19 protein-coding genes are annotated in these 21,002 nt (G+C 71.8%); 6 read left to right on the forward strand and 13 right to left on the reverse strand.

Annotation, left to right across the window (positions count from 1 at the left end; genetic code table 11):
- Positions 1-198: 198 nt before the first annotated feature.
- The 4 genes from AB0B66_RS00220 to AB0B66_RS00235 all read right to left on the reverse strand — a co-directional run bounded on the left by AB0B66_RS00220 (position 199) and on the right by AB0B66_RS00235 (position 5,830).
- Positions 199-855, reverse strand: coding sequence for an ATP-binding cassette domain-containing protein (locus AB0B66_RS00220; RefSeq protein ID WP_360520448.1), 657 nt, complete (start codon positions 853-855; stop codon positions 199-201).
- Positions 856-1,209: 354 nt separating this feature from the next.
- Positions 1,210-1,809 carry an HAD-IA family hydrolase gene (locus tag AB0B66_RS00225; RefSeq protein ID WP_360520451.1) on the reverse strand — a complete coding sequence of 200 codons (600 nt, stop codon included), beginning with the start codon at positions 1,807-1,809 and terminating at the stop codon, positions 1,210-1,212.
- Positions 1,806-5,345, reverse strand: coding sequence for a chromosome segregation protein SMC (gene smc, locus AB0B66_RS00230; RefSeq protein ID WP_360520453.1), 3,540 nt, complete (start codon positions 5,343-5,345; stop codon positions 1,806-1,808). Before smc ends, AB0B66_RS00225 begins: the two co-directional genes overlap by 4 nt.
- A gap of 290 nt (positions 5,346-5,635) precedes the next feature.
- Complete coding sequence (locus AB0B66_RS00235; RefSeq protein ID WP_203694320.1) at positions 5,636-5,830, reverse strand: hypothetical protein; 195 nt, start codon at positions 5,828-5,830, stop codon at positions 5,636-5,638.
- A gap of 237 nt (positions 5,831-6,067) precedes the next feature.
- On the opposite strand from AB0B66_RS00235, the gene AB0B66_RS00240 reads away from it, so the two are divergent.
- The 3 genes from AB0B66_RS00240 (at position 6,068) to AB0B66_RS00250 (ending at position 8,112) form a co-directional block, all read left to right on the forward strand.
- Positions 6,068-6,817 (forward strand): CAP domain-containing protein, encoded by a 750-nt coding sequence (locus AB0B66_RS00240; RefSeq protein WP_360520457.1) that lies wholly within the window; start codon positions 6,068-6,070, stop codon positions 6,815-6,817.
- A 78-nt stretch (positions 6,818-6,895) separates the two neighbouring features.
- Positions 6,896-7,522 (forward strand): spherulation-specific family 4 protein, encoded by a 627-nt coding sequence (locus AB0B66_RS00245; RefSeq protein WP_360520460.1) that lies wholly within the window; start codon positions 6,896-6,898, stop codon positions 7,520-7,522.
- Between the two features lie 2 nt (positions 7,523-7,524).
- On the forward strand, positions 7,525-8,112 hold the full coding sequence (locus tag AB0B66_RS00250; protein WP_360520463.1) for an endo alpha-1,4 polygalactosaminidase: 588 nt from the start codon (positions 7,525-7,527) through the stop codon (positions 8,110-8,112).
- A gap of 47 nt (positions 8,113-8,159) precedes the next feature.
- Here AB0B66_RS00250 and mutM read toward each other — a convergent pair whose 3' ends face one another.
- The 7 genes from mutM to rsmD form a co-directional block, all read right to left on the reverse strand.
- Positions 8,160-9,017, reverse strand: coding sequence for a bifunctional DNA-formamidopyrimidine glycosylase/DNA-(apurinic or apyrimidinic site) lyase (gene mutM, locus AB0B66_RS00255; protein WP_360520466.1), 858 nt, complete (start codon positions 9,015-9,017; stop codon positions 8,160-8,162).
- A gap of 130 nt (positions 9,018-9,147) precedes the next feature.
- Entirely contained in the window at positions 9,148-9,921 is a 774-nt protein-coding gene (rnc, locus tag AB0B66_RS00260) for a ribonuclease III (RefSeq protein WP_203694316.1), read from the reverse strand.
- Positions 9,922-10,042: 121 nt separating this feature from the next.
- Positions 10,043-10,216, reverse strand: a complete 174-nt coding sequence (gene rpmF, locus AB0B66_RS00265; protein WP_120318486.1) for a 50S ribosomal protein L32 — start codon at positions 10,214-10,216, stop codon at positions 10,043-10,045.
- 115 nt (positions 10,217-10,331) lie between these two features.
- Positions 10,332-10,922, reverse strand: coding sequence for a DUF177 domain-containing protein (locus AB0B66_RS00270; protein WP_360520470.1), 591 nt, complete (start codon positions 10,920-10,922; stop codon positions 10,332-10,334).
- Between the two features lie 207 nt (positions 10,923-11,129).
- Positions 11,130-11,624 (reverse strand): hypothetical protein, encoded by a 495-nt coding sequence (locus AB0B66_RS00275; protein ID WP_360520473.1) that lies wholly within the window; start codon positions 11,622-11,624, stop codon positions 11,130-11,132.
- Positions 11,625-11,734: 110 nt separating this feature from the next.
- Complete coding sequence (coaD, locus tag AB0B66_RS00280; RefSeq protein WP_360520476.1) at positions 11,735-12,223, reverse strand: pantetheine-phosphate adenylyltransferase; 489 nt, start codon at positions 12,221-12,223, stop codon at positions 11,735-11,737.
- 7 nt (positions 12,224-12,230) lie between these two features.
- A complete protein-coding gene (gene rsmD, locus AB0B66_RS00285; protein ID WP_360521693.1) occupies positions 12,231-12,863 on the reverse strand; it encodes a 16S rRNA (guanine(966)-N(2))-methyltransferase RsmD in 633 nt (210 codons plus the stop codon).
- A 216-nt stretch (positions 12,864-13,079) separates the two neighbouring features.
- Between rsmD and AB0B66_RS00290 the strand changes: the two genes are divergently transcribed.
- The gene (locus AB0B66_RS00290; RefSeq protein ID WP_360520479.1) at positions 13,080-14,291 is read left to right on the forward strand and encodes an LPXTG cell wall anchor domain-containing protein; all 1,212 of its coding nucleotides are present in this window, start codon (positions 13,080-13,082) and stop codon (positions 14,289-14,291) included.
- A gap of 313 nt (positions 14,292-14,604) precedes the next feature.
- Here AB0B66_RS00290 and recG read toward each other — a convergent pair whose 3' ends face one another.
- Positions 14,605-16,800 carry an ATP-dependent DNA helicase RecG gene (gene recG, locus AB0B66_RS00295; RefSeq protein WP_360520482.1) on the reverse strand — a complete coding sequence of 732 codons (2,196 nt, stop codon included), beginning with the start codon at positions 16,798-16,800 and terminating at the stop codon, positions 14,605-14,607.
- Between the two features lie 36 nt (positions 16,801-16,836).
- Complete coding sequence (locus tag AB0B66_RS00300) at positions 16,837-18,435, reverse strand: DAK2 domain-containing protein (protein WP_360520485.1); 1,599 nt, start codon at positions 18,433-18,435, stop codon at positions 16,837-16,839.
- A gap of 205 nt (positions 18,436-18,640) precedes the next feature.
- On the opposite strand from AB0B66_RS00300, the gene rpmB reads away from it, so the two are divergent.
- Together rpmB and AB0B66_RS00310 are read left to right on the forward strand one after the other, a co-directional pair.
- A complete protein-coding gene (rpmB, locus tag AB0B66_RS00305) occupies positions 18,641-18,832 on the forward strand; it encodes a 50S ribosomal protein L28 (protein ID WP_203694308.1) in 192 nt (63 codons plus the stop codon).
- Between the two features lie 341 nt (positions 18,833-19,173).
- Entirely contained in the window at positions 19,174-20,967 is a 1,794-nt protein-coding gene (locus tag AB0B66_RS00310) for a hypothetical protein (protein WP_360520488.1), read from the forward strand.
- Positions 20,968-21,002 lie beyond the last annotated feature (35 nt).

Consider the following 21,002-nt stretch of genomic DNA (forward strand, 5'->3'; position numbering starts at 1 on the left):
TACCCGCTCCGAGCGCCGGAAGCGCTTCCACGGGCGGCGGATCAGGGGGTGGGGCCCGCGCGATCAAGCCTGACCAGGGGTGATGTCGGGCGCGATCGGGTCGGGGTCGGTGGCGGCCGTGTCCGGATCACGGGGTGCGGGATCGAGTCCGGACCAGGGGTGGGGTCGGGCGCGATCGAGTCCGCACCGGGGCGGGGGTCAGGCGCGGACCAGCTCGGCAGCGCCGTCGAGCAGGTGGAGTTCGGCGTCGCAGGCGGCCGCGGCTTCCAGGTCGTGAGTGGCCAGCACGACGCAGGCGCCCCGGTCGGCCTCGGCGCGCAGCAGGTCGAGCACCCGCGCCCGGTTGGCGGCGTCCAGCTCGCTGGTGACCTCGTCGGCCAGCAGCACCGCGCCGGACAGGGCCAGGCCGCGGGCGATCGCCGTACGCTGCTGCTGGCCGCCGGACAGCTCCTCGACGAGCTGCCCCGCCTGCGCGGACAGGCCGACGTGCTCCAGCGACTCGGCCGTGGCCCGGCGGGCGTCCTCCGGGGAGAAGCCATTGGCCACCAGCACGACCTGCACGTTCTCGCCCGCGGTGAGGATGGTGGCGAGGCCGTTGTCCTGGGGGATGAGCACCACCCGGCGCGACACCGCGTCGTCGCGGTCGCGCAGCGGCTTGCCGTCCACCGCCACCGCGCCGCTGACCGGGCGCAGCACCCCCGCCATGGCCCGCAGCAGCGTCGTCTTGCCCGCGCCGGACGGGCCGGTCACCGCGAGCATGCGGCCCGCCTGGGCCGCCACGGACACGTCACGCAGCACCGGCGCTCCGGCGGTGTACTCCACCGTCACGCGGTCCACTTCCAGCGACGACGTCATCGCCGCGCTCCCCTCGCCGAATCGGGTCGTGCGCACCCCCGCGGCTTCCGGAGATCGCTCTCAGCGAGAGGCGGCCCTGGAGATCGGCAAGAGTCCGGTAGTAGTCACGCGCAGCACGGAGATCCGGTTGTCACCGCCCCTTACCGTTTCCACATCCCGAGAGAAACTTTCACACCGAGCCGAATGCGGCCTTCAGCCGCGTCGGCCCCACATGATCACTCGACTTGCCTGGCACCTGGGCGAAAGCGCCTTCAAGATGCGCACAGGTGCCAGGCAAATCCGATGACCTTGGGCGGGCCGGGCGGGCCGGAGGACGGACCGGCAGGGCGCAGTGGGTTGGTCCGCGGTCGCGGGTCAGAGGGCGAGGGCGGCGCGGGCGTAGGTCAGCACGTCGGGGCCGTCCCAGCGGAGGGCGGACAGACCGGCGACGCGGGCACCGCGGATGTTGCGGTCGGTGTCGTCGATGAACAGGCACCGATCCGGTGGGGTCTCCAGCGCCAGGCAGGCGGCCTTGAAGAACTCTTTCGTCGGCTTGTGCACGCCGAGTTCGGCCGAGGAGACGATCGCGTCGAAGTCGTCCTTGAGCCCGAGCAGCCCCAAGTCGTCGTGCAGATCATCGGTCGCGTTCGTGGCCAGGCCGACCTTGCGACCGGCCGCGCGCACCTCGCGGACGAACGCGAGCACGGTCTGGTCGACGTACCCGGGGTAGGCGTCCCATTCGGTCAGCGCCGCGGCGGGCGCGCCGGTGTGCGCGGCGATGGCGTCCAGCCACTGCTGCCGGGTCCAGTGACCGGTGATCGCCGGCAGCTGGCGGGCCCACTCCAGCCCGGATTCCAGCAGCCGCGCGGGGGCGATACCGTGCCGGTCCTCGAAGTCGCCGTAGGCGGACGGATCGAAGTGCCGCAGCACGCCGTCGAAGTCGATCAGCAGGGCCTCGGCCGGCCGACGCCTCATGCGGACTCGCCTTTCAGACGCTGGCTGATCACCTCGGTCACACCGTTGCGCATGGTCACGCCGTACAGGGCGTCGGCGACCTCCATGGTGCGCTTCTGGTGCGTGATGATGATCAGCTGGCTGCGCGAGCGCAGCTCCTGGAACAGGGTGATCAGGCGGCCGAGGTTGACGTCGTCGAGCGCCGCCTCCACCTCGTCCATGATGTAGAAGGGGCTGGGGCGGGCGCGGAAGATCGCGCACAGCATCGCCACCGCGGTCAGCGAGCGCTCGCCACCCGACAGCAGCGACAGCCGCTTGATCTTCTTGCCCGGCGGGCGCGCCTCGACCTCGACGCCGGTGGTGAGCATGTTGTCCGGGTCGGTCAGCACGAGCCGGCCCTCGCCGCCCGGGAACAGGATCGGGAAGACCACCTGGAACTCGCGCGCGGTGTCCTCGAACGCGGTGGCGAACACCTCCAGGATGCGGTCGTCGACGTCCTTGACCACGGTGAGCAGGTCCTTGCGCGTCGCCTTGAGGTCTTCGAGCTGGTCGGAGAGGAACTTGTAGCGCTCCTCCAGCGCCGCGAACTCCTCCAGCGCCAGCGGGTTGACCTTGCCGAGCAGGCCCAGGTCGCGCTCGGCCTTGGCGGCGCGCTTCTCCTGGATGGCCCGGTCGTAGGGCTCCGGCTCGGCGAGGTCCGCGGAACCGAGCATGATCACCGGCACCGGCACCTGCGGGCCGTACTCGCCGAGCAGGGTCTCCACGTCCAGCGAGAACTCCTCGGCGGCGCGGGTCTCCAACTGCTCGATGCGCATGCGCTGCTCGGCGCGGGCCACCTCGTCGCGGTGCACCTCGGAGGTGAGCCGGTTCAGGTCGTCGCCGAGCCGCTTCGCGCCGTTGCGCACCTGCGCCAGCTCGGCCTCCCGGGCCGTACGCGCCTCGGCGATGGTGTCCCGCCGCTCGGCGGCCTCCTCCAGCGCCACGTTCAGCCTGGTCAGCACCTCGCGGGTGCCCGACTCGACCGCCTTGGCCACGGCGGCTCCGCGCTCGCGGGCGGCCCGGCGGGCGGCGGCCCGCTCCCGGGCGGCGCGCTCGGCGGCGGCCTGGCGCAGCAGCGAGTCGGCTCGGCCGGCGATCTGCGAGACGCGCTCCTCGGCGGTACGCACCGCGAGGCGCACCTCGACCTCGTTCTGCCGGGCCTGCGGCACCAGCGCGGCGAGCTGGTCGCGCTCGGCGGTGGACGGGTCCTCGTCGACCGGCACCGACTCCGCGGCCATCAGCCGCTCCTCGAGCTCGGCCAGATGGACCAGGTCCTGCTCGCGGGCGGCGACGGCCTTGTCCCGGGACGCGGCCAGACGCTGCGCCTCGGCCTGCGCGGACCGGGCGGCGGCGCTGACCTCGGCCAGGCGGCGGGCGGCGGCGTTGCGCTCGCCCTCGGCGGCGCGCTTGGCGGCGGCGGCCTCGTCCACGTCACGCTTGCGCGCGGTGGCGAGCTCCCGGGCCTCGGCGATCTCCTCGCGCAGGACGGCGATCGACTCCTCGGCCGCGGCGCGCTTGGCGCGGGCCTCGTCGACGGCCGCCTGCACCTCGATGTAGCTGGGGGCCTTGGCCGAGCCGCCGGCCCCGGAGAACGCGCCGACCAGGTCGCCCTCGGCGGTCACCGCGCGCAGCGACGGGTGCGCGGCGACCAGCGCGGACGCTTCCCGCAGGTCGGCGACGAGCACCACGTCGCGCAGCGCGCTGGTGATCGCGGGGCGGATGGTGTCGGCGCAGCGCACCACGTCCAGCACCCAGCGGGCGCCGGGCGGCAGCGCCACGTCGGGGCGCGACTGCGGGGTCGGCGTGCCGATCAGCAGCGCGGCCCGGCCCGCATCCTGGATCTTGAGCAGCCGCATCGCCTCGGCCGCCTCGTCGACGCCCGACACCGCGACCGCGTCGGCCAGCGCACCCAGCGCCGCGGCCAGCGCCGCCTCGCAGCCGGGCTCGACGGCCAGCAGCGACGCGACGCTGCCCAGCAGGCCGGGCACCTCGCCGCCGCGGGCCAGCAGCGCGCCCGCGCCGTCCTTGCGGTTGAGGCCGAGCGCGAGCGCCTCCTCACGGGCCTTCCAGCCGGTGGCCTCCTTCTCGGCGGAGCGCTCGGCGTCGGAGGCGCGCTTGACCGCGGCGTTGGCCTCCTCGTACGAGGCGACCGCGACGGCGTGGGCGGTGTCCAGGTCGGCGTTGTCGCGGTCGGCGTCGGAGGTCTGCTCGGCGACGGCTTCCACCTGCTCCTGCGCCGCCTCGGCGCGCATGGCGGCGTCGCCGTACGCCGTGGACAGGCGCTCGATCTCCTCCGACGCGGTCGCGGTACGCGTACGCGCAGCGTTGACCTGGCCGGACAGCTTGGCCATGCCCTCGCGCCGGTCCGCGATCGCCTTCACGGCGGCGACCAGTGCGCGTTCGGCTCCGGCGAGCTGGCGCTCCAGCTCCTGGCGGCGCTCGACGGCCTCGGCCAGGCGCACCTGGTCCTCGGTGAGCGCCTCGCGCAGCGCCTCCTCCTGCTCGCGCACCGCCTCGGCTTCGGCCTCCAGCCGCTCCGGGTCGCGGCCGGGCCGCTCGTCCTCGGTCGGCGCGGCCAGGTGGCGGTGGCGTTCGGCGGCCAGCTGGGCGGTGGATCGAAAGCGCTCCTGCAGCGCGGAGAGCTGGTACCAGACGTCCTGGGCCTGGGTCAGCGCGGGCGCGTCGGCGGCGTGCGCCTGCTCCAGCACCGACAGCCGCAGCTGGACCTGCTCGTACTCCTCCTCGACCAGCTCCCGCCGGGTGCGCAGGGCCGCCTCGTCGGCGACCTCCTTGTCCAGGGTCGTGCGCAGCGTGAACAGGTCGTCGGCGAGCAGCCGCAGCCGGGCGTCGCGCAGGTCGGCCTGGATGGTCGCGGCGCGGCGCGCCACCTCGGCCTGCCGGCCCAGCGGCTTGAGCTGGCGACGCAGCTCGTCGGTGAGGTCGGTGACGCGGTTCAGGTTGGCCTGCATCGCGTCGAGCTTGCGCAGCGCCTTCTCTTTGCGCTTGCGGTGCTTGAGGACGCCCGCGGCCTCCTCGATGAACGAGCGGCGGTCCTCGGGCCGGGCGTGCAGCACGCTGTCGAGCCGGCCCTGGCCGACGATGACATGCATCTCGCGGCCGATGCCGGAGTCGGACAGCAGTTCCTGGATGTCCATCAGGCGGCAGGCATCGCCGTTGATCTCGTACTCGCTCTCGCCGGAGCGGAACATCCGGCGGGTGATCGAGACCTCGGTGTAGTCGATCGGCAGCGCGCCGTCGGCGTTGTCGATGGTGAGGGTGACCTCGGCGCGCCCCAGCGGTTGCCGGCCGGACGTGCCGGCGAAGATCACGTCTTCCATCTTGCCGCCGCGCAGCGCCTTGGCACCCTGCTCGCCGAGCACCCACGAGATCGCGTCCACCACGTTGGACTTGCCGGAGCCGTTCGGGCCCACCACACAGGTGATGCCCGGCTCCAGCCGCAGCGTGGTCGCGGAGGCGAAGGACTTGAAGCCCTTCACCGTCAGGCTCTTGAGGTGCACGGCGCTCCGAAAATGATCATCAGCGATCCCGCCGGTCGGCGGGTGGCACATGCTATCCGGTCAAAGCTGCAGGGTACCCAACAGGAGATCGGCCACCGGACGCGCCGCCGTTGCCGCCGCTGTCGTATGCCCCACCCTGCCGGACGGTTAAACCCCCGCCGGCACCCGTTCGGACCGGCACATGAAAAAGCGCGCCGCCACAGGAGTGGAGGCGCGCATAAGGACTGGTGCACTGTGGCGACGCCGGCAGAAGCGGCGGTCGGCCACGGTCCCGCTCACGCGGGATTTGTTCAGGTCAGAGCCGGCTCGGCAATGCGGAAGAAGTCGTCAGCCTCGGCAGCAGCAGCCGCCAGCCGATCGTTCTCCGCACGCAACCGGGTTACCTCGAACTCCAGTGCCCGCACCGTGGCACGCAACCGGGTGACCTCGTCGAGCATACGCCGATCTGGCGCAGCGGCGACGTGGCCATAGAGGGCCTTCGCCATATCGTCTCCTTGTGAAGCGCTGCCGGTTCGCCGGCCAAACGCGCGCCCAGTTATTCGCGACTCCCGGCCCGTGCCATCCGGAATGTTTCTCCGGATATGGCTGGCGAGCGCGGTCGGGCGCGACTGGCGACGTATCCATACTCCGCCGATACGCCCGTAACGTCAAGTTGCCCTGCGCCACACATCACGGAAGGTGTCGAGAGGCGACAAACCGCCCCGGCTTGCTAGCGTCAGGCGGTGGCACCTCGTGGCCGTTACGCCGGCCGGCATCGTGCGCCTCTGCGGTTGCTGCCCGCGCTGATCGGCTCGGGCGCGCTGCTCGTCGCCCTGGTCGGCGCCGCGCTGGCGCTGAGCGGACCGTCCGCCGCCCCCGCCCCGGCCGGGGGATCGCCCACCGCGGGCGCGGCGGATGTCACCGGTTCGGATGACACCGCGGCCGCCCTCTCTGGTGACACTCCGTCATCGCGGATCACCCCGCCGGGGTCGCCGCACGTGTTCCCGAGATCGGCCGCCGCCGTTGCGGACGCGTCCGCCGCGAATCGGCCCGCCGCCGCGCGGGCAGCCGTCCCCGCCCCCCGGACCAGTCCCGAGAGCGACCGGATCACCGCGCTGGAAAGCCTCGTCGCCCTCCTGATCAACCGGGAGCGCGACCGGGCCGGCTGCGGACGGCTGCACACCGACGCGCAGATGGCCGACGCGGCCCGCAGGCACAGCACCGACATGGCGCGGTACGACTACTTCAGCCACACCGGCCGCAACGGCAGCAGCTTCGTCGACCGTCTGGAGGACGCCGGCTACCCCCGCCGGCACGCGGCCGGCGAGAACATCGCCTACGGCTACTCGACCGCCCAGGCCGTCGTAGACGCGTGGATGGCCAGCACCGGGCACCGCAACAACATCCTGAACTGCGACGCGCGGGCGACCGGCGTGGGCCTGGCCTACCAGGAGCGACGGGCGTACTGGACGCAGGAGTTCGGCCGCGAGTAGTGGCGGCGGGAGCCAGTCGGCTAGCCGACAGTCACTTCCGGGCAGTCGCGGCACACCGATATCGGTCGTTGTACGAGCGTGACCCCCCTGCTCCCACTTCCCGCACATCCCCAGCTGAACCCGGAGCTGTGGGCGACGATCGAGGCCGCCGGCGTCGGCGCGACCGTTCTGCTGAACATCGACGCCGGGCCTGGTAGCGGGCTCGACCCGACCTGGACGGCGGCGACCACCCGGCTGGTCCGCGCCGGCGCCGGGCTGCTCGGCTACGTCGACCTGGCCTTCGGCGCGCGCCCGGCCGAGCAGGTGCGGGCCGAGCTCGGCCGCTGGGCCGGCTACCCGGTCCGGGGCGTCTTCTTCGACCAGGCTCCGACCAGCCCGTACTCGATCGGCCCGGTCGCCGTCGCGGTCCGCGCGGCCCGCCGGATCGGCTTCGACACGCTGCTGGTGAACCCGGGCCGCCCCACCGACTCCATCTACCGGGGCCTGGGCGCGGTGCTGTGCACCTTCGAGGGCCCCTGGGACCGCTACCGGCACGGCACCGAGGAGGGCGTACGGCCCGGTGACGCGCACCTGGTGCACTCGGTGCCGCTGGACCAGATCGGGGCCTGCCACGAGCTGATGCGCGGCCGGGGGGCGCGGTTCGGCCTGGCCACCCATGAGGCGTCCATCCACGGGGCGTCCGCGGTCGTACCGGTGCCGGTGTAGCCGTGCGGATCGCGGGGGCCCGCGTCCCGGTCAGCGCGATGGTCGCGCTCGGCTGCGTCGCCTGTGCCACACCGGCCCGGCCGACCCACTGGTACGACGCCCCGCCGCCGGCCGCCGTACCCGATCGGCTGCGCTGGCAGTGGTCGCTGGCCGCGCCGCCGCAGCCCGCCGCGGCCGACGTGTTCGTGCTGGACGGGTTCACCACCGCCGCCGCCACGGTCGAGGACCTGCACCACGCCCGCCGCCGGGCGGTCTGCTACCTGCCGCTGGCCGAGGTCGAACGCGACCGGCCCGACGCGGCGCGTTTCCCCGCCGAGATGACCAGCGAAGCCGGGCGGGTGCGCTGGGACGCCCCCGAGGGCGAGCTGCGCACCCGGATCACGCCCATCCTCACCGACCGGCTGCGGCTGTGCCGGGACAAGGGCTTCGACGCCGCGGTCCTGGACCAGCTGGCCGGCGCGCCGCGCAGCGTCGTCGACGAGCTGATCACGCAGGCGCACCGGATGTCGCTGCCGGTCGGCCTGCTCGACGCCGAGCACACCGACGCCGACCTGACCGTCCCGGACTCGCCCGACCGGCCGCCGGGCTGAACCTCAAGCCGGGCGGCGAAGGGACCGCGACCCGGCCTGCAGGCGGGTCACGCCCGGCCCACCGTGCGCGGCCTGGGCTGGCAGCGCGGGCACGAGAACGACGAGCGGTTCATGAACTGCTCGCGCCGGATCGGCGACCCGCACCGCGAGCACGGCTCGCCCTCGCGTCCGTACGCGTTGAGCGAGCGGTCGAAGTAGCCCGACTCGCCGTTGACGTTCACGTACAGCGCGTCGAAGGTCGTGCCGCCCACCGCGATGGCCTCGCCGAGCACGTCGCGCACGTGTCCGAGCAGCCGCGACGCGGCCGGCTTGGTCAGCTCGTCACTGGGCCGCTCGCCGTGCAGTTTCGCCCGCCACAGCGCCTCGTCGGCGTAGATGTTGCCGACCCCCGAGATCAGCGTCTGGTCGAGCAGCGCCCGCTTGACGGCGGTGCGCCTGCGCCGCAGCGCGGCCAGGAAGTCGGCCTCGACGAACGCGGCGTCCATCGGGTCCAGCGCGATGTGCGCGATCTCCGCCGGCAGCGCCGCGCCGCCCGGCGAGACCGCCAGCCCGCCGAAGGTGCGCTGGTCGACGAAGCGCAGCTGCGGGCCGTCGTCGCTGAAGTCGAACCGGATGTGCAGGTGCTTCTCCTCCGGCGCGTCGGCGGGCTGCACCAGCAGCTGGCCGGACATGCCGAGGTGGCCGACGACCGCGTCCCCGCTGTCCAGCGGCAGCCACAGGTACTTGCCTCGGCGGCGGGCTTCGGTGATCGTCCGCCCGGCCAGCACGTCGGCGAAGTCCTGCGCCCCGGCCGGGTGACGGCGCACGGCACGCGGGTGCCGCACCTCCACCGTGGCGATGGTGCGGCCGACGACCCAGCGGGCCAGGCCGCTGCGGACCGTCTCGACCTCGGGCAACTCGGGCATGACTCCAGCCTCCCTCGCCGGCCGCCGCGCGTGGCGGCGGCGGAGCAGTGACGACGCGTTCAGCCAGGCCGTGACCCGGGCGTCGCTCACATCATGAACAACGCCACCGACGTTCCCGCCGGTGGCGGCCTCAGGCCTCGCGGGCCTCGGGATGGGAGATGTCCACGGCCCGGTGCGACAGCAGCTTCCAGGCGTCCTCGGCGGCACGCTGCTCGGCGTCCTTCTTGGTGCGGCCGGTGACGCCGCCGAAGCGCTCGCCGCCGACGACCGCCCAGGCGGTGAACATCTTGGCGTGGTCGGGGCCCTGCTCCTCGATGGCGTATTCGGGCACGCCCCAGCCGTGCGCGGAGGTCAGCTCCTGCAGGCTCGTCTTCCAGTCCAGGGAGGCGCCCCGGCGCGCGGACTCCGCCATCAGCGGGTCGAACAGCGCGCGGACCACCTCGGCGGCCTTCTCCATGCCGTGTTCGAGGTAGATCGCGCCCAGCAGCGCTTCCAGCGTGTCGGCGAGGATCGACTCCTTGTCGCGCCCGCCGGTGGTCTCCTCGCCCTTGCCGAGCAGGAGGTGCCGGCCGATGCCGCCACCGCCGAGGGAACGGGCCACCCCGGCCAGGGCGCGCGAGTTCACCACGCTGGCCCGCAGCTTCGCCAGGCGGCCTTCGGGCAGGTCGGGATGGGCCTCGTACAGCGAGGCGGTGATGACGACGCCCAGCACGGCGTCGCCGAGGAACTCCAGCCGCTCGTTGGTGGGCAGCCCGCCGTGCTCGTAGGCGTACGAGCGGTGGGTCAGCGCCCGCTCCAGCAGCTCCGGCTCCAGCGTCACGCCGAACGCCGCGGCGAGATCGGCCGCGGCGGCCTCCGCGGACCGCTCGGCGGCACGCGGATCCTGGGACGGCTTCGAGGCCATCAGTCACTCCCCTCCCGGCGGCTGAGGGGCAGCACAGGTACGGCGACGTCGCCGGCTGGCGAGAACCAGCCGGCGACGTGACGTTTCACAGCTTCCCGGATGCACCGGGATCGCCTGAGACTCAGACCTCGAGAACCTGGCGGCCGTTGTAGGTGCCGCACACGCTGCACGCGGCGTGCGGCAGCTTGGCCGACTTGCACTGCGGGCAGGCGACGGTCGCGACCGCACTCACCTTCCACTGCGCCCGGCGGTGACGGGTGTTGCTGCGCGACATCTTGCGCTTCGGGACTGCCACTGTCTTACTCCTCAGTAGTAGTCGGCGGTCGCCGACCATTATCTCGGTACGGCCGCAGCCGTCGTACCCGGGTCTCGGCCCCCACCGCGGCGAACGCGGCGGGCACATCACCGATCTAGGGCGCCGGCTCGGCCGGCTCGTCCGGCCCTGAAGAGCCGGTCAGCTTGCCCAACTTCGCCCAGCGCGGGTCGATCTGCTCGTGGGAGTGATCCTCGGGCAGGTCGTCCCAGCGCGCCCCGCATTCGGAGCACAGCCCTGGGCAGTCCTCTCGGCACAGCGGGTTGACCGGCAACGCCAGCACCACCGCGTCCCGCAGCGTCGGCTCAAGGTCGATCATGTCGTCCTGGAGCCGGCCCACCTCGTCCTCGTCCGTGGTCTCGTCCGTGGCGCTGTCCGCGTAAGCGAACAGCTCCTGGATGGGCACGGTCAGCGGCTCGCCGATGTCGGTGAGGCAGCGGGCGCACTCGCCGGCCACCTCACCGGAGACGGTCCCGGAGACGAGCACGCCCTCCGACACCGACTCGAGCCGCAGATCCAGCGTCAGGTCCGCGCCCTCGGGCACACCGATCAGCTGAAGACCCAGCTCAGCCGGGGCCGGCACCACCCGATGGACGGCACGCATCGACCCCGCGCCTCGCGGCAGGTCCCGAGTGTCGAGGACGAGCGGAGCGCGCGGGTCGAGGTGTTTCGTCGAGTGTGCAGGCATGAGCTTTCACTGGGCAGGTAGATGGAGGCCGTCATCGCAGGCCGACGTAGAAGATTACCTGAAGCCGCGGCTCCCCGTCGAACCGCCACCAGCAGTCGGCGCGGTCACGCGCCCAGGATCCCGTCGAAGCGGCCGCTCGGTGTCATCCGGAGCGCAGCGCAGGATGACACCGATTAAGGCCGCGTAGCGGGATCCGCATGACTCAGATCAAAACGGAAGCGGGCGGTCGTCGTCGCCGGGGACGAACGAGCCGATCTCGCGCAGCGCGTGCATCTTGTCCCGGCCGCGCTCGATGGAGGCCAGCGCACGCGTCAGGAACTGCTCGAAGTTGCCCAGCGCGGTGTCGACGTACTCGTCGACCTCCTCGCGCAGGCGCTGCGCCTCGGCGCGGGCCTCGCCGACGATGCGCGAGCCCTCGTGCTCGGACGAGACAGTGATCTCGTTCACCGAGACGAGCCGGGCGTGTTCCTGCTCACCCTCGTGGATGATCCGGTCCGCCTCGCGCCGCCCGGCGTCGAGGATCTTGTCCCGCTCCTCCAGCAGGGCAGCGGCCCGCCGCAGCTCACCGGGCAACTCTGCCCGGAGCTGGTCCAGCGCGCCGATCAGCTCACCGCGGTCGACCATGCAGTTACGCGACATCGGCACCGATCGCGCGGCTTCCACCAGCGCGATGATGTCGTCAATCCGGTCGAGTGGGTCCACCGACGGTCACTCCTTGTCCAGCGTTGTTGTCCACACCATGATGCGTCCCCCGTCCACCCGTGTGGCAGACCGGGGACCCCTGCGGCGCGTCGCCGCGACGGACCTGCGGTTCAGTCGGCCCCGGTGTCCCGGTACTTCTCCAGCAGACGCCGTTCCACCAGCTCCGGAACGAAGGAGGAGACCTCGCCGCCCCACTTGGCGATCTCCTTGACGAGGCTGGACGCCACGAACGAGTACAGCGGGTTGGTCGGCATGAACAGGGTCTCCACCCCGGACAGGCCGATGTTCATCTGCGCCATCTGCAGCTCGTAGTCGAAGTCGCTGACCGCGCGGATGCCCTTGACCACGACCTGGGCGTCGTTGTCGCGGCAGTAGTCGACCAGCAGCCCCCGGAACGACTCGATCCGCACGTTGGGCAGGTTCTTGGTGACCTCGCGCAGGATCTCGATGCGCTCCTCGATGGAGAACAGCCCCTGCTTCGTCTGGTTCACCAGCACCGCGACGATCACCTCGTCGAACAGGCGCGACGACCGATCGATGATGTCCAGATGTCCCCGGGTGACCGGATCGAAGGATCCGGGACAGACCGCACGCCTCACTAGCTGCTCACCCTTCCGGTAAGACCGCTCCGCCACTCTGCGCAACGGCGCGACCGTACCAAAGGGCGGTCTCCCCGTAGCGGCGGCTGCGTTCGCCAGTGATGCCCTGCACCCAGGCGGGTTCCGGCGAGCGGCTGGAGCGCTCCACGACCAGCACGGTGTCCTCGGCGAGCCAGCCGTTGCCGGCCAGCCCGGACAGCACCGCGGCGAGGTCCTCCTCGCTCAGCGCGTACGGCGGATCGGCGAACACGACGTCGTAGGCCCCGTCGGCCGGGCCGCCGGCCAGCACCGTCGCCGCCTTGCCGGCCGCCACCCGGGCCGCGGCTCCCGCGCCCAGCGTGGCGATGTTCTCCCGGATCACCCGGACGGCCTTCGCGTCGGACTCCACCAGCAGCACGTGCGACGCGCCGCGGGACAGGGCCTCCAGGCCGACCGCGCCGGAGCCCGCGAACAGGTCCAGCACCCGCGCGCCGGACAGGTCCGTCATGGCCTCCAGCGCCGAGAACAGCGCCTCGCGTACGCGGTCGGAGGTGGGCCGGGTGTCGCGGCCGGTCGGGGCATGGAGCCGTCGCCCGCCGTACCGGCCGGCCACAATCCTGGTCACGATCACGACGCTACGGCATGGGCGCGGGCGGCTGATCGTCGTCTGCTCGTCGGTCGCTCGGTGACGCTGGTTCACCTGTTCATGCGCGCAACGCCACCGAGATATGGATCGTCACGCGAATGCGATAACGATTCGGCAACGGTTCCTTTAACTGCTCTCTGAGCACTTCGTACCCCCGATGGAGCTTCACTAGGGTCAGGCGGTCGCTTCACAGCTTCACCCTCGTCCCACACACCCCGAACTGGAGCACGTGTGAAGAGCCCCATCCTGCGCCGCCTCGCGGCATACTCCGGCAGTGTGCTGCTCGGCCTCGCGGGCGTCGCCGTTCTGGCCAGCCCCGCCCAGGCGCACCACACCACGATCACCGCGAAGGCGAAGTGCACGCCGAACGAGTGGATCATCACTTGGACGGTCGAGAACTGGGACACCAAGCTGACCGCCGTGATCGACGTCGTGGACGACAAGTCGTCGCCCGACAGCGCGATCACGAACATCGTCGACGGCGCCACCCTGCCGGGCAAGGCCGACGGCAAGCTCGGCAAGATCGTCGGCGAGCAGCGCACCGGCCTCGACACCACCACCGCCGACCTGACCATCTTCGGCAAGTGGTCCAACGGCAACACCCAGACCAACGCGGGCCACATCGCGCTCGACAAGTCCGAGTGCGGCAACTACAAGGCCGACCTCACCGGTCAGGCCGCGTGTGACACCGAGACCGGCAACTGGAAGGTCTCCTGGTCGGCGATCAACAAGCACTACACCGACCCGGCCAAGGTCACGATCATCAACAAGGCCGAGAACCCGAACGACCCCAAGTTCTCGGCCGTCGAGTACGGCACGGAGAACTGGGAGCCGCTGACCGACCTGGCCAGCGTCGTCGGCCTGCACGGCGGCGTCAGCATCCCGGGCGGCGGCACGGTCCAGGCCACCCAGGCGGTGCCGGGCAACGCCACCGCGGTGCGTCTGAAGATCCGCCTGAACTGGGAGGGCCAGCCGGGCGACACCCAGTCGCGCGTGGTCGCCTTTGAGGGCAGCTGTGTGAAGAACGCGCCGAAGCCGTCAGCCGTGTTCGCCTCGGACTGCACCGGCGTCGCCACCGTCACCCTGATGAACGCCAAGGACGCCACCAAGGCGGCGGTGTTCGAGGTCAAGGGCGCGGGCGGCTTCACCAGCGAGAAGATCACCATCCAGCCCGGTGAGGACCCGGTCAAGGTGACCGTCCCGAAGGCCGCCGCCACGGCGATCGAGGTCTTCGAGAACGGCGTCAAGATCGACGAGTACCAGGCCGAGGCCAAGGAGTGCCCGACGCCGACCCCGTCGGCCTCGCCCTCGGCCCCGCCGACCCTGCCCCGCACCGGTGCCAACGTCACCGTCTTCGTGGTGTCCGGCCTGCTGCTGGTCGCGCTCGGCTTCGCGGTCTTCATGCTGGCGCGCCGCCGCCGCCTGAACATGACCGAGGTCTGATCGTCCTGATCACCTGAAAGAGGGGGCGGGTCCACCACGGACCCGCCCCCTCTTCGCGTCCCCGTCGCCCGCCGCACCGAACCGACCCGCCCTCCCCCGGCCGGCTCCCACGGCACGGGACGACCGCGCCATGATCGTCGAACTTGCCTGGCAACCGGGCGAAAGCGGCCTCAAGATACGCACACGTGCCAGGCAAGTCGAACGACCTTGGTGCGGCCCGGGACCCCACCGAACCCCGAACCCCGCGCGCGGGACGGCCCGGCGCCAGCCGGGCCACCACGGACCGGGACGGCCGGAGGACGGCTTCGGGGGGTCAGCCCTTCTGGAGGTATTCGGCGCGGTCGTCGTCGACGAGGCGGGTGATCTGGGCGGCCAGGAGCGGGTGGGCGGACAGGTCCGGGTCCTCGGTGAGGAGCAACTCGGCCTCGGCGCGGGCCTCGCCGATCAGGTCGCGGTCGCGCAGCAGGGAGAGCAGGCGCAGGTGGGAGCGGCGGCCGGACTGGGCGGCACCCAGCACGTCGCCCTCGCGGCGCTGCTCCAGGTCGAGTTCGGCCAGGCGGAAGCCGTCCAGGGTGGAGGCGACCGCGTCCAGCCGTTCGCGGGCCGGGGTGCCCGCCACGGCCTCGGTGACCAGCAGGCACAGGCCCGCGGCGCTGCCCCGGCCGACCCGGCCGCGCAACTGGTGCAACTGGGAGACGCCGAACCGGTCGGCGTCGAGAATGACCATCGCGGTCGCGTTGGGCACGTCCACCCCGACCTCGATCACGGTCGTGGCGACCAGCACGTCGAGCTGCCCGCCCGAGAACGCGCGCATGATCGCGTCCTTCTCGTCGGCGGGCAGCTTGCCGTGCAGCACCCCGATCCGCAGCCCGCGCAGCGGGCCCTCGGCCAGCAGCGGGGCGACGTCCAGCACGGCGACCGGCGGGCGGCGCTCGTCCTCGACGGCGTCGTCGGGCGGCGGGGTGTCGTCGTCGGTGCCGCTGTCACCGATGCGCGGGCACACGACGTACGCCTGATGGCCCTGCTGGACCTCCTCGACCACGCGCCGCCAGGCCCGATCGAGGAACGCGGGCTTCTCGGCGACGGGGACCACGTGCGAGGCGATCGGCGAGCGCCCGCCGGGCAGCTGCGACAGCGTGGACACCTCCAGGTCGCCGTACACCGTCATGGCGACCGTGCGCGGGATCGGGGTCGCGGTCATGACCAGCACGTGCGGTGGCTGCTCGGCCTTGGCCCGCAGCGCGTCGCGCTGCTCGACGCCGAAGCGGTGCTGCTCGTCGACGACGACCAGGCCGAGATCGGCGAAGTCGACGCCCTCGTACAGCAGCGCGTGGGTGCCGATGACCAGCCCGGCGCTGCCGTCGGCGACCTTGGCGAGCACCTTGCGCCGTGCCGCCGCCCCCTGGGAGCCGGTGACCAGGGCGACTTGCGTGCCGTTCGGGTCGCCGTCGAGTTCGTCGGCGCGTCCGGCGGGGCCGAGCATCCGGGTGATGCCCCGGTGGTGCTGGGTGGCCAGCACCTCGGTCGGCGCGAGCAGCGCGGCCTGCCCGCCCGCGTCGACCACCTGCAGCATGGCCCGCAGCGCGACCAGCGTCTTGCCCGCGCCGACCTCGCCCTGCAGCAGCCGGTGCATCGGGTGCGCGACGGCCAGGTCGGCGGCGATCTCCTCGCCGACGGCGAGCTGCCCGTCGGTGAGCGTGAACGGCAGCGCGGCGTCGAACCCGGCCAGCAGGCCGCCGTCGCGCCGGGGGCGGGGTTTGGCGGGCCACGCTGCCGCGTCCCGTTTGCGCCGCACCAGCGTGAGCTGCACGGCGAAGGCCTCGTCCCAGGCCAGCCGGCGCTTGGCGATGTACAGCATTTCCTTGGACGACGGGCGGTGGATCTCGTGCAGCGCCGTGGCCAGGTCGATCAGCTTGCGCTCGGCGCGGATGCGGGACGGCGTCGCGTCCGGCGGCATGGTCACCGTGTCCAGCACGACCCGCACGCAGCGGGCGATCACCCAGGTCGGCACGGCCGCGGCGGCCGGATACACCGGGATCAGCGCCCCGGCGAACTCCTCCACCTCGGCGGCCACCTCGCCGTCGGCGGCACCGGAGTCGAGCAGCACGTACTCGGGGCTGTTGAGCTGGCGGCGGCCGCGGAAGTCGCTGACCTTGCCCGCGAACAGGCCCCACCGCCCGGGGCGCAGGTCGCGCTCGCGCCAGGCCTGCTGGAAGTACGTCAGCACGAGCTGTCCGCCGGCCCCGTCGCCGACGACGACCTCCAGCATGCTGCCGCGCCGCTGCCGCATCGGCCGGGTCGTGGTGCGTTGCACCTGGGCCAGCACGGTGACCTCTTCGCCGATCTCCAGCGTGCGCATGTCGGTGTGCTCGCCGCGCTGGTCGTAGCGCCGGGGCACGTGATAGAGCAGGTCACCGGCGGTGTACAGGTCGAGGTGGGTCTTCAGCGCCTTGGCGGTCTTCTCCCCGACCAGTTTCGACAGGTCGGTGTCCACGTCAGCGGAGGTCATACCCGATCCTCTCCCGGCCCTGTGACAGGCCGGCCCTCACTCGACGCCCACCAGCAGCGGGTAGTGCGGCTGGCCGCCCGGGTAGGCGTGCACCTCCACGAACGGCCAGCGGGTGGCCACGTGCGCGGTCACCGCCTCGACCAGGCCGTCCGGGGCCTGCGCTCCGGTGAGCAGGGTCACCAGCTCACCGCCGCTGGCCAGCATCCGGTCGAGCAGCCCGCAGCACACCGTGGTCAGGTCGTCGCCGATCAGGTTGACCTCGCCCTCGACCAGGGCGATGACGTCGCCGGGGCGGCAGCGCCCGGCCACCGTCAGCGCATCCCGGCTGGCCGTGGTGACCTCCGCCGAGCGGCACGCGCCCGCCGCCTCGGCCATCGCGATCACGTCGTCCTCGAACCGGCGGGCGTGGTCGCGCACGGCCAGCGCCGCCAGGGCCTGCACCGGCGAGCGGGTCGGCACCACGCGCACCTTGACGCCCTCGCCGAACGCCTCCTCGGCCGCGGCCTGGCACACCGCGCGCAGGTTGGAGTCGGTGGGCAGCACCGCGACGCGGCCCGCGCCGGTGGCGAGGATCGCGTCGAGCACCTCCGCGGTGGACGGGTTGCCGCCGATCGCCACCGCACCCTCGGCGATGAGCAGCTCCTCGATGCCGTCCCCGGCCGCGGTGACGACCACCGCACGCGCCGTGGGGTCGGGCCGCCGCGGCGCGCCCTCCGCGGTCGAGCTGGTCAGGTGAGTGATCTGGATCTGGTACGGCCGCCCGGCCGCGAGCCCCGCCTCCATCGCCGCGCCCGCGTCGTCCACGTGCACGTGCACCCGCCAGGTCGGCGCACCGCCGACGATGACCAGCGAGTCCCCCAGCCGGTCCAGCGCACCACGCAGTTCGCCGATCTCCGCCGCCCCCGTGTCGATCAGGAACTGCACCTCGTACGCGGGCCCGCGGTAGGTCAGCGCCGCCGAGCCGTGGCCGTGCCCGGCGTGACCGTGGTCATGCCCGTGCTCGCCGGCGTATGCCGCCGCACCGTCGACCTCGCTCTCGTCGTGCTCGCCGGTCAGCGCCTCCAGCAGCGCCTCCAGCAGCAGCACCAGTCCCTGCCCGCCCGCGTCGACCACCCCGGCGGCGGCCAGCACCGGCAACTGCTCCGGCGTGCGGGCCAGCGCGTCCCGCGCGCCCAGCACCGCCGCGCGTACGGCCGCGGGCTCGTCGGAGCCCTGGTGCGCGGCCTCGGCGGCGGCCCGCGCCACGGTGAGGATCGTGCCCTCGACCGGCCTGGCCACCGCGGCGTACGCCGACTTGGCCGCCGCGTCGAGCGCCGCCGCCAGCCCGTCGCCGTCCACGGCGTCGGCCAGGCCCGCCAGCCACTGCGCGCTGATGACGCCGGAGTTGCCGCGCGCGCCCAGCAGCGCGCCGCGCGCCATGGTGCGCAGCACCGCTCCCGTCGACGGCGCGTCCGTCAGCGCGCCGCCCACCGCCTGCTCCGCCGCGGACAGCGTGAGCAGCAGGTTGGTGCCGGTGTCGCCGTCGGGCACCGGATACACGTTCAGCTGGTTCAGCGCCTGCTCATGCCTGCTCAAACCGGCCACGGCCAGCGAACTCCAGCGTCTGACCGCCGCGATGTCCAGGACCTCCAGCACGGGCGCAAGCCTATCGGTGCCGCACCCGGTTCTCGCGTTGGGCGTGGTGGACGATAGAGTCATGTCAGCCGTCGCACGGGTCGGATACGACCGGGCGGCTCCGCCCCGATTGGGCACGTGCCCTGCGCGTCAGGTACCCTGGCAAAGTTCCCGGCACAGTGACGCTTGGTCGGGTAGTTGATCAAGACGAACTCAGGAGTATTCCGTGGCTAGCGTGTGCGACGTCTGTGGCAAGGGACCGGGCTTCGGTCACAACGTGCCGTGGTCGAAGAAGAAGACCAACCGCCGCTGGAACCCGAACATCCAGACGGTGCGTACCCCCGCCGGTGGCGGCACCTCCCGCAAGGTCCAGGCCTGCACCTCCTGCCTGAAGGCCGGCAAGGTCGCCCGCGCCTGACGCGAACTTTCACGAAAGCCGCCGAGCACCGCTCGGCGGCTTTCGTTATGCCCGAAACACCCACACCCGCCGCACAGACCCGCCCTCCGCCCCACTCCCCCTGCCGCGCTCGCCGCCTCGCCACTGACCGGGCCTTCCTGGCCGCACCCTGCCTGTGCCCAGATGCGGCGCTGGGCACCGTCGACCGTTGCGAATTACGTCTCGCGCAGTAGCGATCGGCCATGTCTCGGGGCTGAGCAGCAGACGCGTTCCCACCTCCATGTCCGCAAACCAGGACATACGGTCGCTCGGTAACCGACAATGGAGCGGTCCAGTGTTCCTGTCGGAGTATTGGAGCAGCCATGGCCGGGCCGATCGTCGATCCCGTGCGGATCGCTCGAACCGCGAAGCCGGGCGAGACGGTGAGTCAGGACTTTCTCGTCAGGATCGTTCCCAGCGGCACGGTGACAGGCTCGATCTCCGGTGGCGGCGCGATCATCCGGCTCCGCGAGATCCGGGCGGTCGCCGAGCATCTCGTGCCGTTGACCGACGAGGAGATCGACCAGCTTCCAACCCACCTGCGCGAAGAAGTCCGGACGATGGGCGGTGCGGTGTCCTTCACCGAGGTCGGCAAGGTGGGTGCGAACGCACCGCTGAGTGTCACTCCGGATCTGATCGTCGAAGGCGCGGTGGAGTTCGTCGTGCCGGCTGCCGGGGCGCCATCCCGAGTGGATGCTGTGCTCATCCTCCTCGCCACCGGCGCGAGTTGGGAGCGGGTCGAAATTCCGGTCAGTCTCGTGGTCGGCGGCGTGGGGTTCGAGTTTCTCAGCAGTCCCGTCGTCGTCCACCGGAATCAGGAAGTGCTGGTGCCGGTCCGCGTCACGTTGCCTCCGGGCAATCCGGCCGCGCAGCTCACCTTCGACCTTCCACATCAACACCTCGACGTGCCGAAACAGTCTGTGAGCATCCCGGCCGGCGGCAGCGCGACCACCTCCATTCGGATGAAAGCCAATGGCGACGCACCCCTGGGTGAGGTGCCCGCCGCGATCGACATTCTGGGTGTGGAACCGAATCGGCCGGTGAGATTTCCGTTCACCTTCCTCGTCAAGCCGTTCTCCGCCCTGGTCGAGGCAGCTCAGGCGATCGAGGACAAAGTCGCCATCACCAGCCAGGGACCTCCGGGGCCGCGGTCACCGGTGTCCGACGTCCAGGACGCAGGCAACGGCGGCTTTCTCCGGCGATACACGAGCGGCACCGTCTACTGGCACGAGCAGACCGGGGCGCGGTGGGTCTCCGGGGCGATTCTCGACCGGTACCATGCCGTCGGAGGCCCCGCGGGACTGCTCGGATACCCACTGAGCGATGAAAGCCCGACCTTTGGCGACATCGGTAGATTCACGGCGTTTCAGCATGGATCGATCTATTTCTCTCCGCAGAGCGGTGCCCATGAAATTCATGGCAACGTACGTGAGCGCTGGTTCCAACTCGGTCAGGAACGCAGCTATCTCGGACTTCCGGTAACGGACGAGATGGAGTGGACCGACCCGGACACGTCTCAACCAGGACGTATCAGCCACTTCGAGCGAGGTGCGATCGGCTGGCTCAATGAGGAAGAACAACCGGTGGAGTTCCCCGAACGGCGGGTCTTCAGGTCAGGCCATATCGGTACGTCATCTGTCGGCGGCTTCGCACAGCTGACCCTGACCAGCGCCGGATCGTTCCACTACCGGGGCCATCTGCACAACAGCGGCTTCGTGGGGCTGGACTGCGTCGTGGGCTCGGTCATCAAGATCCCCGGGACTGAACAGGCGATCGCCGTGAGTCACCAGGCCGGCGTGGGCGGCACCACCTCGGTGGATGGCCGTGACGAAGACTGGGACGAGAACGGCTTCAACTCGGCGATTCGCCTGAACTGGGACAGGCTCAGGAGCGCAAACTCGATGACAACACGGGTCGACGCGCAACTGGCGACATTGGAGCTGGTTGCGATCCTGGTACCCCTGGTCGGGGCCGTCACTCTGGCAGCGCTCCTGGCGGGAGACCCCGAGCCGACGGGGTACCGCTGCGAGTACACGGAAGGTGTGCATGTCCTCAAAGACGGCAACAACCGCACGATTGTCGAACCCGATGGAGTGCGCTGCCGACCTCGCGAATAGCCGCGCCGGCATGGAGACCCTGACGGCGTCCTGAC

It is taken from the genome of Catellatospora sp. NPDC049111, from assembly GCF_040648615.1.
Lineage (GTDB): Bacteria > Actinomycetota > Actinomycetes > Mycobacteriales > Micromonosporaceae > Catellatospora > Catellatospora aurea.

What these genes read in the sequence shown, in the direction of transcription:
- AB0B66_RS00220 (WP_360520448.1), bottom strand. Translation starts at nt 855, where the DNA reads ATGACGTCGTCGCTGGAAGTGGACCGCGTGACGGTGGAGTACACCGCC.
- AB0B66_RS00225 (WP_360520451.1), bottom strand. Translation starts at nt 1,809, where the DNA reads ATGAGGCGTCGGCCGGCCGAGGCCCTGCTGATCGACTTCGACGGCGTG.
- AB0B66_RS00235 (WP_203694320.1), bottom strand. Translation starts at nt 5,830, where the DNA reads ATGGCGAAGGCCCTCTATGGCCACGTCGCCGCTGCGCCAGATCGGCGT.
- mutM (WP_360520466.1), bottom strand. Translation starts at nt 9,017, where the DNA reads ATGCCCGAGTTGCCCGAGGTCGAGACGGTCCGCAGCGGCCTGGCCCGC.
- rnc (WP_203694316.1), bottom strand. Translation starts at nt 9,921, where the DNA reads ATGGCCTCGAAGCCGTCCCAGGATCCGCGTGCCGCCGAGCGGTCCGCG.
- AB0B66_RS00270 (WP_360520470.1), bottom strand. Translation starts at nt 10,922, where the DNA reads ATGCCTGCACACTCGACGAAACACCTCGACCCGCGCGCTCCGCTCGTC.
- recG (WP_360520482.1), bottom strand. Translation starts at nt 16,800, where the DNA reads ATGACCTCCGCTGACGTGGACACCGACCTGTCGAAACTGGTCGGGGAG.
- AB0B66_RS00310 (WP_360520488.1), top strand. Translation starts at nt 19,174, where the DNA reads ATGGCCGGGCCGATCGTCGATCCCGTGCGGATCGCTCGAACCGCGAAG.